Below are 13,177 nucleotides of genomic sequence, written 5' to 3'. Positions count from 1 at the left end.
CGCATGCCTCCGGGCCGCGCCGGGCCGAATCTCGAAGCCCGATGCGCGGCGTGTCGTGCCCGCCGCCGCACCGAGCCTCCGTTACACCGCATGATGGACTCCCGATGAAACCCGACAACCTGGTCGCCTGCCATGAATGCGACCTGCTGCTTCAACGTCCGCCACGCCTGCGCGCGCTGGCGGCGCATTGCCCGAGGTGTGGCGCTCGCGTGAGCGGCGCGGCGAACGGCCGCCGGGCGCTCGACCGGCTGTGCGCAATGACGCTCGCCGCGCTACTGACGTGTTGCATCGCGCAGGCCTTTCCGATCGTCGCGCTCGACGCGGCCGGCATCGCGTCGCACGCGACGCTCGGCGACGCCGTGCACGCGCTGTGGTCGAACGGCCAGCCGCTGGTGGCCGCGCTCGTGTTCTGCACGACGATGCTGTTTCCGATACTGGAGCTGGCCGCATGGCTGTACCTGCTCGTGCCGTTGCGCGCGGGCCGCGTATCGCGCCACTTCGCGTCGGTGCTGCGCGGCATTCACCGATTGCGGCCGTGGAGCATGATCGAGGTGCTGATGCTCGGCGTGCTCATCACGATCGTCAAACTGACGAGCCTCGCACACGTGCTCGCCGGACCCGCGCTGTTCGCGTTCGCTGGCCTTACCGTGATGCTCGGCTTCCTGTCGTCGTTCGAACCGGCTCGCCTGTGGGAAGCGCGCGACGAACTCGTCGCGTTGCAGACAGGTGGCGCAGATGACACGAAACCGCCCCGCCCCGGCATGACGCAGTACACCGCGTTCCCGGCAACCGGCGGCGGCGGATCGCCAGGCATGACGGCCCGCGCGGCGGGACTGATCGCCTGTCACCGCTGCGCGCTCGTGCAGCCGGCGCACACGTGCGCCCAGCGCTGCACGCGCTGCGGTTCGCCGCTCCACGCCCGGCGCCCGCGCAGCGCCGCCCGCACCGGCGCGCTGGTCGCCGCCGCCGCCCTGCTCTACATCCCGGCGAACCTGTTGCCCGTCATGCGTGCGACGTCGCTCGGCCGAGCAGAGGACGACACGATCCTCGGGGGCGTCGCATATTTCTGGACGTCGGGCGACCGGGCGCTCGCCGTCGTCGTGTTCGTCGCGAGTGTGCTCGTGCCGATGCTCAAGATCACGATCCTCGCGTTGCAGGCGATTACCGCGCATCGCGGCGCTCAATGGCGCCCACTCGAACGGGCGCGGCTCCACCGGCTGGTCGAGCGCGTAGGCCGCTGGTCGATGCTCGACGTGTTCGTCGTCGCGCTGACGATCGCGCTCGTGCATTTCGGCACGTTCGCCGACATCACACCCGGCCCCGGCGCGCTCGCGTTCGGCGCCGTGGTCGTGCTGACCATGTGCGCGTCGATGCAGTTCGATCCGCGTCTCATCTGGGACGGCGCGACGCGCCCGGCCGCCGTCCGTCGTCAATCCTGAACGGGCGCAAGCCCGCCGATTCCTTTCGAATTCACAAACGATGCCTCCGTTCGATTTGCCTCAACCCGAGATCCGGCCGCGCGGCCGCTGGATCCCGTCGCTCGTCTGGATCGTGCCGCTCGTGTGCGCGCTAATCGGCCTGTCGCTCGTGATCCGAACCATCGCCGCGACCGGCCCGACGATCACGGTCACGTTCGCCAACGCCGAAGGCCTCGAAGCCGGCAAGACCAAGGTCCGCTTCAAGGACGTCGATATCGGCTCCGTCCAGACCATCACGCTCACCCCCGACTTCAAGCGCGTGGTCGTCGGCATTCAACTGACGCGCGACGCAGCCCGGTTCGCGAATCGCGATACCCGCTTCTGGGTTGTTCGGCCGCGCGTCGGCGCTACCGGGATTTCCGGGCTCGGCACGCTGCTCTCCGGCGCATACATCGGTGCGGATCTCGGCCGCTCGCCGCAGAAGCAGACCGACTTCACCGGTCTCGAGACGCCGCCCGCCGTCACCGCGGACCAGCAGGGCCGACACTATCGGCTGCATGGCGACTCGCTCGGCTCGATCGACATCGGCTCGCCGGTGTTTTACCGGCATCTGCAGGTCGGTCAGGTCGTCGGTTTCTCGCTCGACAACGGCGGTACCGGGGTCGACGTGCAGGTGTTCGTCAACGCGCCCTACGACAAGTACGTCGGCACCAATACGCGCTGGTGGCACGCAAGCGGCGTGGATCTGCGGCTCGACTCGAGCGGCCTGAAACTCAACACGCAATCGCTGGCGACGGTGATCGTCGGCGGTCTCGCGTTTCAGTCTCCGCCCGGACAGCCGGACGCGCCGCGGGCGGCCGACAATGCGCCGTTCCAGCTCGCATCGGACGAAGCCGACGCGATGCACGACCCGGACGGCACGCCGCTGATGGTCGTCATGCGCTTCGACCAGTCGCTGCGCGGGCTGTCCGTCGGCGCGCCGGTCGATCTGCGGGGCATCGCACTCGGCCAGGTCACGAACATCGGCATCGAGTACAACGAGCACACGCGCAACTTCAGCATGAAGGTCACGATGGCGCTGTATCCGTCGCGACTGAGCCGGCATAGCGATACGGCGCTGCCCGCGCCCGATACGGCCGGCGGCCACGAACTGCTCGAGCACCTGGTGGTCCAGGGGCTGCGCGGGCAGTTGCGCACCGGCAGCCTGCTGACCGGTCAGCTCTACGTAGCGCTCGACATGTTCCCGAAGGCGCCGCGCGCGAGCGTTGACGCGCGCCGCACGCCGGTAGAGCTGCCGACCGTGCCCAATACGCTCGACGAACTGCAGGTTCAGATCGCCGACATCGCGCGCAAGCTCGATCAGGTTCCGTTCGACCGGATCGGCAACAATCTGAATGGCGCGCTGGCGCATGCGAACCAGTTGTTCGGCCACCTCGACGAGCAGGTCGTGCCGCAGGCGCGTGACACGCTGGCCGCGGCGCAACGCACATTCAACGCGGCGGAGTCGACGTTGCGGCAGGATTCGCCGATGCAGTCGGACGTGCATGAGGCGATGCAGTCGCTCACGCATACGCTGCAGTCGTTGAACGCGCTCGCGGACTATCTGGAACGTCATCCCGAGTCGCTGCTGTTCGGTAACAAGGGGGACCACCAATGAAAGCGCGTTCTTTTGGCCGGCTCCGCATGTCGGCGCGCATCGCGACGTGCGTCGCACTCGCGGCGCTGAGCGCGTGCGCTTCGCCACCGGTGCATTTCCATACCCTCGCGGTGGCAGACGATGCGGGTGTTGAGGCCACCGCCTCGCATCCCGCATGGCTGATCGACTTCCAGGCCGTGCACGTCGCGGCGCCGGCGGACGGCAACCGGCTCGTCGTGCAACGCGGCCCGGATCGGACCGACATCCTGGAGCAGGAGCGCTGGGCCGCGCCGCTCGGCGACGAGATGCGCGGCGGACTGTCGACGCGCGTCGCGTCCCTGCTCGGCACGGTCGATGTTCACCGCGTCGCCCACCCGGACGGCACGCCCGTTTACCGGGTCGCGGTGGACGTGCAGCGTGTCGAGTCGTGGCCTGCGTCACACGTGCTGCTCGATGCGACCTGGAGTGTGAGTTCCGGGTCCGGACAGCCGGCACTGACGTGCCGCAACATCGTTCGGGCCGATGCGTCGACGGGCTACGATGCACTCGTCGATGCGCATCGCGGCGCGGTCGATGCGCTCGCGCTTGGGATCGCCGCGGGAATTCGTGCGGAAGTCACGCACGCCGCACCGCCTGCCGGATGCAGCACGTGAACACTCGACCGTCGGAGCGCGCCACCCGCCGTCGTTTGCGGCGCGCCGGACCAACTCTTCGATTGAATTGGGCCCCGACGACACGGCCAGTCGGGTCGGGCGATCGGCCTGGCTCCGGTGGCGGCCGTGGGTTCAGTGGCCTCGCACGATCAAGTCACATCGTTATAAGAGATTGTTCAGATGAACAGCGGACCGACGCACCGCACTTTCACGTGTCGATCCGACGTTTCGCGCGATGCGGTGTTGCGCCGCTTCAATCATTTCCGCCAACATGGACAACGCAGGATGAAACGCACCCGCCTCACGCGCGAGCAACGCAGGCTCGACACCCGCGAACGGCTCATTGCCACTGCTCGCGCGCTATTCATCGCGAAAGGTTTTTCCGATACGAGTGTCGAACATATCGCAGAGGGCGCCGGCTACACGCGCGGCGCGTTCTATGCGCACTTCGAACACAAGCGTGAACCGTTGATCGAAATCCTTCGCCGCGACCATGATCGAATGATCAAGAGGCTTCGGCTGGCGGCGCCGGAGGGCGGCGGTTACTGCACCGCCGCTGCCCCCGCGGACATCGCCGCCGGCTGGGAATGTTTCCCGCTGTGGGTCGAGGTGCACCTGTACGCACTGCGCGATGCCGGATTCCGGCAGATCATCGACCGCATGCACGCCGAAGTGGCCGCGCCACCGGACGCGGCAAGCGGCGTGACGGGCATCTCGGACCGCATGCCATCGCCGGCTGAATGGGCGGCGGTGCTCGGCGTCGCCCTGTTGTGTGCTGGAGCGCGGTATGCACGGCGCGACGAGCCGACGCAGGACACCGCGTCGCGCCAGCAATAATTCCAGCCGTCCCCACGAGTATCCGCACGATGACGGACGCCGACCATCCACACAGGCTGGCTACCAAATGGGCGCCCTCCGTTTTATCCATTCAGAACCGATACCCCACCGACACGAAAGTCGTGATCGGATCGATCTTGATCCGCGTCGAACTGGTCACGGTTCCGACCGCAGATCGCGTGCTCAGGTCGGCTTTCGTCGACAGCCACACGTAGGCGATCGACACGCCGACCGACCAGTGCGGATCGATGTTGTACGTAAGCCCGGCGTTGACGATCGGCGCGAATGAATGGCTCAGCGTCACCGACGTGGGGCCTTCGAGGCGGTTGCCAAGCGTCGGCGAATACAGGAATGCGCCGCTCGCGACCTTGTTGCTCAACTGTACGTCCCTGAACCACACATAAGTCAGACCCGCGCCGACGTATGGCCGAAAGCGGGCCGACGGTTCGCCGAAGTGATATTGCGCGAGAATCGCCGGGCTCCATGCGCGCGCCGTCCCCAGTTCGCCGAGTGACGACAGGGAGCCGGTGCCGCTCAGATGCAATTTCGGCGGAATGCCCAGGATCGTCTCAAGTGCGACATGATCCGTGACGAAATAGGTCGCCGTCAGCGCGAACGTATCGGTATCCGCCACGCTCGCGCCGCTACCCGCCACCGTGCCCGAGCGCCCGAGCGCGTTGACCGTCAGCGGTTCGCTCGAATCCTGCGGTGCCATGTGCAGCCATCCGGCGTTCATGACCCACTGACCGGCCGATTGTGCGCGGGCGCACGACATCGCCGCGATCGACAGAAGAATTGCCGCGCTCGTATGCTTCATGTTGTCTCCGATTGTTGTGATGTGCAGGATGGCGCCGCCGGGGAAACGGCGGCATGCGTCGCCGCCGGACGGAGGTCATCCGTCCGGCATGCGCGTCCAGGGTTCCGGACGAAACGGGATTCAGCGGTCTCTGAGCCGGTCGATCAACCGGACGCCCGCGCCAGCCGCCGCGCGCCTGAGCGACGTCAGCGGGCCGTCCTCGTGCGGCGGCATACCGGCGACACGCTCCGCGCCGCCGGCAAAACGCGCGAACAGGCGCAATGCGTTGCCGCGCTCGATGCTGGCTCGCGCGTCGGCATCCCAGACGGGCGACCGTTCGAGCGTGTCGCGCTGCATGGCAGTGACCGGCGCCGGCGCGAACGGGAAATCGCTGCCGAAGAGGATCTGCGACGGCTCGACCAGTTCGCGCAACGCGGCCTGCGGATACGCGGCGGGCGACAGCGCCGTGTCGAAGTGAAATCGCCGGACGTACGTGAGCACGCCGGCCGGTACCGCCGAAAGGTATTCCGGCATCAGGTTGGCCAGCGACACACGCCACGCGACGTAAGGCAGGAATCCGCCCGCGTGCGCAAGAATCCAGCGAATGTTCGGGTAACGCTCCAGCGTCCCCGTCAGCATCAGATTGACTGCCGCGCGCGTCGTATCGCACAGGAACTCGATCAGGAAGCCCGGCGCACCCAGCCCGAGCGCCTCGCTCGTCCGATGCAGGTTCGGATGCACGAACACGATGGCCTGCCGGCGATCCAGTTCGGCCATCAGTTCGTCGAATTCCGGTGCGCCGAGGAACTTTCCTTCCGTACTGCCGAGCAGCACGACGCCGTCCGCCTTCAGCACGTCGAGCGCGTAAACGGCCTCCGCGCAGGCCGGTTCGGCGAACGGCATCGGCAGAACCGCGAACGAACCGAAGCGGCCGGGATGCGCGTCGCAGAGCTGCGCCGAATATTCGTTACATTGACGTGCGAGCGTGCGTGCCGCTTCGATGTCGCCGAAATACACGCCCGGAGCCGAGATCGACAGCAGTGCCGCCTGAATCCCGTTCGCGTTCATCACGTCGAGCGACGCTTGCGCATGCCATTCCGGCAACGCCGCGCCGGCTACTTTCTGTATGCCATGCCTGGACATCGCGTCGCGATAGGCCGGCGGAATGAAATGATGATGGACGTCGATTCGGTGCACGATCAGCTCCGGCGCGAAACATTGATCTGGATGACGAAATATTCTTCAAGCGCGTCTTCGTGCGCAACGAAACGGTGACTACGTCGCATACCCGGAAGCGGCCCGTGCGTTCGACAGATCCAGCGCAACGTCGACGATCATGTCTTCCTGCCCGCCCACCATGCCGCGCCGCCCCAGTTCGACGAGGATATCGACCGTGCCGATGCCATATTTTCGGGCGGCCAGTTCGGCATGGCGCAGAAAGCTGGAGTACACCCCCGCATAACCGAGCGCGAGCGTTTCGCGGTCGACGCGCACCGGGCGATCCTGCAGCGGCCGCACGATTTCGTCCGCGGCATCCATCAGCCGGTACAGATCCGTACCGTGACGCCAGCCGAGGCGCGCGGCCGCCGCGATGAACACCTCGAGCGGCGCGTTCCCCGCCCCGGCCCCCATCCCCGCCAGGCTCGCGTCGACGCGATCGCACCCCTCCTCAACGGCGACGATCGAGTTCGCCACGCCTAGACTCAGGTTGTGGTGTGCGTGAATGCCCACCTCCGTTTCGGGTTTCAGCACATCCTTGAACGCGCGGACGCGATCGCGCACGTCGTTCATGTTCATTGCGCCGCCTGAATCCACGACGTAGCAGCAAGTCGCGCCATAGCTTTCCATCCGCTTCGCTTGCTCGGCGAGCCCGGCGGGTGTGTGCATATGACTCATCATCAGGAAGCCCACGGCCTCCATGCCGAGCTCACGCGCGGATTCGATGTGTTGACGGGAAATGTCGGCTTCCGTGCAATGCGTGGCGACCCGCACGATGCGTGCGCCTGCGTCGTACGCGGCGCGCAGATCGTGCACGGTGCCGATACCGGGCAGCAGCAGCGTGGCGACCTTCGCGTGGGTGACGGCACCGGCGACGGCTTCGATCCATTCGATATCCGTATGCTCGCCGAAACCGTAGTTGAAGCTGCCGCCCTGCAGGCCGTCGCCATGCGCGACTTCGATCGAATCGACCCGCGCAGCGTCGAGCGCCATGGCGATTTGCCGCGCCTGCGCGATGCTGTACTGATGACGAATCGCGTGGCTGCCGTCGCGCAACGTCACGTCGGAGATGTAAACCTTCTTGTCCATGGTCGGGAATCTCACGTTGCGTCGCTCAGCATGCGGGCGGCGACCTGTTCGGCCATCGCCATGGCTGCGCTCGTCATGATGTCGAGGTTGCCGGCGTAGGCGGGCAGGTAGTGGGCGGCCCCCTCGACTTCGAGGAAGATCGAAGTCTTGAGGCCCGACATGCGTTCGCCGACGCCCGGAATGCGGATCGGCCGATCGGATTCGATGCGATCGAACTGCACGCGCTGTTTCAGGCGATAGCCCGGCACGTACGACTGCACCGCTTCCACCATCCGCGCGACGGAGGCCTCGATGCGCGCTTCGTCGGCGAAATCGCTTAGGGCGTACACCGTATCGCGCATCATGAGCGGCGGCTCGGCTGGATTGAGTACGATGATGGCCTTGCCGCTCGCCGCGCCGCCGACCGTTTCGATCGCGCGTGCGGTCGTTTCGGTGAATTCGTCGATATTGGCGCGTGTGCCCGGCCCCGCGCTCCTGCTCGAGATCGATGCGACGATCTCGCCGTAGTGAACGTTGGCGACCTGCGACACCGCCGCGATCATCGGGATCGTCGCCTGTCCTCCGCACGTCACCATGTTGACGTTGGGCGCATCCAGGTGGTGCTCGCCGTTCACCACCGGAACGCAGTACGGGCCGATCGCCGCCGGCGTCAGGTCGACCATGCGGATGCCGGGCTTGAGCGAACGCAGGAACGCATCGTTGTGCGCATGGGCAGACGCCGACGTCGCGTCGAACACGATGTCGATGTCGTCGAAGCCAGGCATCCGCGCAAGCCCTTCGACGCCTTCGTGCGTCGTGGCGACGCCCATCCGGGCTGCACGGCGCAGCCCGTCCGACGCCGCGTCGATGCCGACCATCGCGCCCATCTCGATGTGTTCGCCGTGCCGCAGGATCTTGATCATCAGATCCGTACCGATGTTGCCGCTGCCGACAATACCGACCTTGAGTTTCCTGCTCATCGCGCCGCTCCTTCGCCGAGGCGACAATGCACGCTCCCGAGCGCGCCGATCTGCGCGCGAATGACGTCCCCGCTCGTCACCGCCACCATCGGGCCGAGCGCGCCGGACAGGATCACATCGCCCTCGCGCAGCGTCTGTCCGTGACGCGCCATCGTGCAGGCGAGCCAGTAGACCGCCCGCAATGGATGGCCGAGGCAGGCGGCGCCGACGCCTGTCGATACGACGGCGTCCTTCTTCGTCATCGTCATCCCCAGTTCGCCGAACGAAAGCCGGCCGAGTGCAATGGGCTGATGACCGAGCACGTATGCGCCGCACGACGCGTTGTCGGCGACGGTGTCCTCGAGCGTGATCCGCCAGTCGGCGATTGCGCTGTCGACGATCTCGAGCGCCGGCAGCGCATAGGCGAGCGATGCCAGTACGCGGCCATAGCTCGGCGCGTCGTCGTCGAGGTCGCGCCCGACGACGAACGCGACCTCGGCCTCGATCTTCGGTTGCAGCAGACGATCCATCGGCACATCGTCGCCGTCGAGATACTCCATGTCGTCGAACAACACGCCGAAGTCAGGCTGATCGACATCGAGTTGCCGCTGCACCGCGAGCGACGTCAAGCCAATTTTCCTGCCAATGACGCGCGCGCCGGCAGCGGTCCGCGCTGCCGTGTTCGCTTCGGCCACCGCGTACGCGGCAGCGATCCCGGCAATGCCGAACCGCTCGGCAATCGGCTCGATCGGGGTGCGCGTCGCGCGCGCATTGCGCAGCGCGTCGGCGGCGGCATGAATACGGGAGTAATCGGGCAATGGACACATGATTGACGGAGTGAGAGAGTCGGAATTCAGGCGGCCCTGGCGAGCGACGACGCATCGGCCGGCACGGCCGCGCGGGTGCCGCTGCAGGTGTTCGGCACACCGAGCTGGTCGCGCAGACGCGTCACGGTGCGATCGAGCTCGGTCACGGGCACGACGGCGAATACGAACCGGTCCGGCCGCAGGATTGCCACGGCCTTGTCGCGAAACCCGGCCTTCGCGAACCACGCAATCATGTTGCCGTCGATGTCCTCGACCTCGGTTGCGCCGCCGTTGCGGTTGTCGCGTTCGACGCCTTCGAGCCCTTGCGGACGCCCGCCGTACGGATAGAGCGTGACGTGCCGTACCGACAACGATTGCAGCGCTTCGGCGGACGCATCGTCCAGATACCGGGAGGGATCGACGTTCAGGCCGACGAGCGAAAACCCGCGCCCGAGCACGTCGTCCATCCGTTGCCTCGCGCCGTCGAACCGGCGCACTTCGGGTTGCGGGGCGAGCGCGCCCTCCGGGCCGTTGCGGCGGCGCCGCGGCAAGCCGACGTACGCGTTCTTTTTGTAGACGGGCGCCGGCTTGAAGCCGCCCTCCTGAAACCAGCGCTTGAGCGGGGGGATCATCCGGATGACCGCGAGCGAGGTATCGCGTACGAGCGTGCCCAGCGGATTGCGCACGGACACGACGTTCTTGAGCAGCACGGACACGTCGATCATCGCCTTGGCATGCGCATGGCGCTCGGACTGGTAGGTGTCCAGCAGCGCGTCGCCGGCGGCGCCGCGCAGCACGAGGTCCAGCTTCCACCCGAGGTTGTACGCATCGCGCACGCCGGAGCTGGCCCCCTGCCCCATGAACTGCGGCGTCATGTGTGCCGCGTCGCCCGCGAGCAGCACGCGGCCGACCCGCCATTTGGCCGCGATCAGCGCATTGAACGTATAGACGAGCTTGCGCTTGACGACGAACTGGTCCGGATCGACGAACCGGGACAGGTATGCGCGCACCGTCTCCGGCCGCTCCATGTTCTCTTTCGTTTCACCGGCCATCAGCATGAATTCGAAGCGATGGAACTTGTCGGGCTGAACGCAGCTCACGACCGGCAGCTTCGGGTCGACGACGAAATTGAAGTACGGCAGGTGGCGCAGCGCGTCGGTACCCGGCTTGCGCTCGATGTCCACGACAAGCCACGGCTCGGGAAAGCTCTTGCCGGCCATGTCGATGCCGAGCCGCGTGCGAACGATGCTGCGCCCGCCGTCCGCACCGACCATGTACCGCGCCCGCAGCGACTGCGCGTCGGGATCATTGTTCATGCTCCTGCGCGCATCCGTCGCATCGCTGAAGCGCGCTTCGCGCGTGGCCTGGTGCACGATGCCGACGCCGTCGGCGTCCTGCGAGAAATCGACGACTTCGCGCCCGCGCCGGATCGTGACGTTCGGGTAGCGCGACAGCGTGTCCGACAACGTCGTTTCGAGATACGGCTGGTAGAAGAAATTGATGATCGGCCAGCCGAGCGGGCGCTTGCGCGGCATGTATTGCGTGATCGGCGTGCCGTCGGGGCGTACGAGCTGCACCGGCGTTTCCATCATCATCCGTGCCTGCAATTCTTCGGCCACCGCCAGATGCTGGAAGATCCGCATGCATTCGTCGTCGGTATAAACAGCGCGGGCATTGCCGTAAAACACCGGCTCGCGCTCGAGCACGACGACGCGATGACCGGCCTGGCCGAGCAGGTGCGCAAGCACGAGGCCAGTCGGTCCGAGCCCCACGATCGCGACGTCGCACGCATCGTCCTGATGCACTGCGTTCATGTTTGGTCTCCCTGGATGATGAATTCCGGATGCAGCAGCGACGCGAACGCGCGGCGGGCGCGGCCCAGCCGGGCGCGCACGGTCAGGTTCTCCGGGCGATGGCCCCACAGGCTGATCCCCTGATAGGTTGTCGTGCGCCACGCGTGCTCGTCCACCACGATCGGGTTCCAGCCCAGTTCAATCTCGAAACCGGACGGCGTCTGAACGTAGAACGACAGCTCGCGGTCGTTCGGATGCTGGCCGATCGCATTGGCGATCGGGTATCCCATCGACCGGCATCGCAAGTAGGCCTGAGTCACGTCGTCCAGGGATACGCACTGAAGATTCAGGTGGTGGATCTGCGTGCGCAGCGGATTCATACGGATGCCGCGCGTCGACGCGGTCGCAAGCGAATGGTGGCGCTCGTTCAGTCGAAGAAACGCGAAGTCGAGATTCAGGCCGTCGATCTTGTCCTCGATCTCGTCCGACAAGCGTGCGTCGAACACCTTCTTCCAGAACGCCTGCATCGCTTCCGGCTGACGCGTCGTGATCGCGACGTGCCCCAGGCCAGATGCGCCGGTCACGAATCCGCTCGCCTTCATCTGCAACGGCGAATCGCTCAGCACCGCATCGGTGAACAGCTCGGTGCGCAGCCGTTTCGGTCCGGTGAAGTACCAGAATCGCTGCACGCCTCGCAACGCGGCTTCGTTCGCGCCGCCCTGCCGCACGTCGATGCCGAGCGCGGACAGCCGCGCGAGAACGAGCTGCAACGCCGCGTCGTCGGCCAGTTGCCAGCCGATCGCGGTGACGTCTTCCGCTTGCCCCTCATGAATAATCAATCGGCGCTGGTGCGCATCGATCCGACACGCGAGCACCGTGGGCTGCGGACGATCCGCATGCAGCCCGAGCCCCCCCGTGACGAACTTGCTCCACGCGTCCAAGCGGACGGATTCGATCAGCAAATAGCCGAGATGCACGCGACCGAACAAGCAGTCGGGCACGGCCGGCGAACTGGCGATGGTAGGCATGGCGACGCGCTCCGGATCAGACGCGGCGGACGACGCGCGCGTCACCGCGGTCCTCGGCCAGAAACGCCACCACCATCGCGTTGAATTCGTCGGCGCGCTCCCACTGCACCCAGTGGCCGGTCTTGCTGAACAGGTGCACGTCACAGTTCGGCATGCGCCGCTGCAGCGAGCGTGCGCCGCCTGGTCGATTGACCTTGTCCTCCGTTCCCCACAGCACGAGCGTCGGATTCTGTACGGCGGCCAGGCGCGGATCGCGCGTGAAATCGAGATTCCTGAAATTCGGAATGCCTTTGGGCCCGAGCAACGGCGGGCTGGCGACAACCTCCGGATCGATGCTGGACTGAAAGCGCTCCTGGAGCGTCGCATCGGATACCAGGCTGCCGTCGTAGACGAGGTCGCCCCGGATGAACGTCGCGAGCTTTTGCAGTGTCGGGCCTTCGCCCTTGTAGTAGTTCAGCAGCCGCTTGAGGCCGGGCGTGGGCAACGCGCGCGTCGTGTCCACGCCGCCGGGCCCCATCAGCACGAGGCGTCCGACCGCGGCCGGACGCTCGATCGCCATGCGCAACGCGCATGCTCCACCGAGCGAGTTACCGAGGACATGCGCGCGCTCGATGCGCAACGCATCGAGCATCCCGAGCATGCTCGCCGCCAGGTCGCCGAACGGGTCGCCGCGATCCAGCCCCTTCGTTGATTTGCCGTAGCCGGGCATGTCGGGCACGACGACGCGGTGGACGCATGCGAGCGCGCCGACATTGCGCGCGTAATTGGACATGCCGGAAGCGCCGGGGCCGCCGCCGTGGAGCATGAGCACCACCGGGCCCTCGCCTGCTTCGGAAAAGGAAATGGTCCTCGCACCGACCCGAACGGTGCGTTGGGTCATTGCGTGAGTCATGGACGGGGCATTCACGGCGTGGTCGCTCCAGACGGTTGATCGAACTTGCTTGGCTTTAATAATGAGATATTTG

General features: G+C 66.4%; 12 protein-coding genes. 4 read left to right on the top strand and 8 right to left on the bottom strand.

Annotation, left to right across the window (positions count from 1 at the left end; genetic code table 11):
* The first annotated feature begins 104 nt into the window (after nucleotides 1–104).
* The 4 genes from R9B84_RS18010 (at nucleotide 105) to R9B84_RS17995 (ending at nucleotide 4,544) form a co-directional block, all read left to right on the top strand.
* Nucleotides 105–1,439 carry a paraquat-inducible protein A gene (locus tag R9B84_RS18010; RefSeq protein ID WP_423760727.1) on the top strand — a complete coding sequence of 445 codons (1,335 nt, stop codon included), beginning with the start codon at nucleotides 105–107 and terminating at the stop codon, nucleotides 1,437–1,439.
* 40 nt (nucleotides 1,440–1,479) lie between these two features.
* Complete coding sequence (locus tag R9B84_RS18005) at nucleotides 1,480–3,075, top strand: intermembrane transport protein PqiB (RefSeq protein WP_423760726.1); 1,596 nt, start codon at nucleotides 1,480–1,482, stop codon at nucleotides 3,073–3,075.
* A gap of 26 nt (nucleotides 3,076–3,101) precedes the next feature.
* On the top strand, nucleotides 3,102–3,707 hold the full coding sequence (locus tag R9B84_RS18000) for a PqiC family protein (RefSeq protein WP_423760725.1): 606 nt from the start codon (nucleotides 3,102–3,104) through the stop codon (nucleotides 3,705–3,707).
* 180 nt (nucleotides 3,708–3,887) lie between these two features.
* The gene (locus R9B84_RS17995; protein ID WP_423760724.1) at nucleotides 3,888–4,544 is read left to right on the top strand and encodes a TetR/AcrR family transcriptional regulator; all 657 of its coding nucleotides are present in this window, start codon (nucleotides 3,888–3,890) and stop codon (nucleotides 4,542–4,544) included.
* A 91-nt stretch (nucleotides 4,545–4,635) separates the two neighbouring features.
* Here R9B84_RS17995 and R9B84_RS17990 read toward each other — a convergent pair whose 3' ends face one another.
* The 8 genes from R9B84_RS17990 to R9B84_RS17955 form a co-directional block, all read right to left on the bottom strand.
* Complete coding sequence (locus R9B84_RS17990; protein WP_423760723.1) at nucleotides 4,636–5,361, bottom strand: OmpW/AlkL family protein; 726 nt, start codon at nucleotides 5,359–5,361, stop codon at nucleotides 4,636–4,638.
* Between the two features lie 120 nt (nucleotides 5,362–5,481).
* A complete protein-coding gene (locus R9B84_RS17985) occupies nucleotides 5,482–6,537 on the bottom strand; it encodes an amidohydrolase family protein (RefSeq protein WP_423760722.1) in 1,056 nt (351 codons plus the stop codon).
* A gap of 78 nt (nucleotides 6,538–6,615) precedes the next feature.
* Entirely contained in the window at nucleotides 6,616–7,647 is a 1,032-nt protein-coding gene (dmpG, locus tag R9B84_RS17980) for a 4-hydroxy-2-oxovalerate aldolase (protein ID WP_423760721.1), read from the bottom strand.
* Between the two features lie 11 nt (nucleotides 7,648–7,658).
* Nucleotides 7,659–8,606 carry an acetaldehyde dehydrogenase (acetylating) gene (locus R9B84_RS17975; RefSeq protein ID WP_423760720.1) on the bottom strand — a complete coding sequence of 316 codons (948 nt, stop codon included), beginning with the start codon at nucleotides 8,604–8,606 and terminating at the stop codon, nucleotides 7,659–7,661.
* The gene (locus R9B84_RS17970; RefSeq protein ID WP_423760719.1) at nucleotides 8,603–9,412 is read right to left on the bottom strand and encodes a 2-keto-4-pentenoate hydratase; all 810 of its coding nucleotides are present in this window, start codon (nucleotides 9,410–9,412) and stop codon (nucleotides 8,603–8,605) included. Before R9B84_RS17970 ends, R9B84_RS17975 begins: the two co-directional genes overlap by 4 nt.
* Before the next feature lie 26 nt (nucleotides 9,413–9,438).
* Nucleotides 9,439–11,205 carry a bifunctional 3-(3-hydroxy-phenyl)propionate/3-hydroxycinnamic acid hydroxylase gene (locus R9B84_RS17965; RefSeq protein WP_423760718.1) on the bottom strand — a complete coding sequence of 589 codons (1,767 nt, stop codon included), beginning with the start codon at nucleotides 11,203–11,205 and terminating at the stop codon, nucleotides 9,439–9,441.
* Entirely contained in the window at nucleotides 11,202–12,212 is a 1,011-nt protein-coding gene (locus R9B84_RS17960; RefSeq protein ID WP_423760717.1) for a VOC family protein, read from the bottom strand. Before R9B84_RS17960 ends, R9B84_RS17965 begins: the two co-directional genes overlap by 4 nt.
* Nucleotides 12,213–12,228: 16 nt before the next feature.
* Nucleotides 12,229–13,119 (bottom strand): alpha/beta fold hydrolase, encoded by an 891-nt coding sequence (locus R9B84_RS17955; protein ID WP_423760716.1) that lies wholly within the window; start codon nucleotides 13,117–13,119, stop codon nucleotides 12,229–12,231.
* Nucleotides 13,120–13,177 lie beyond the last annotated feature (58 nt).

Source organism: Burkholderia sp. NLJ2, from assembly GCF_049487195.1.
GTDB classification, from domain to species: domain Bacteria; phylum Pseudomonadota; class Gammaproteobacteria; order Burkholderiales; family Burkholderiaceae; genus Burkholderia; species Burkholderia pyrrocinia.
The sequence above is the reverse complement of the archived record's forward strand: the minus strand, read 5'-3'. Positions and strand labels throughout refer to the sequence as shown.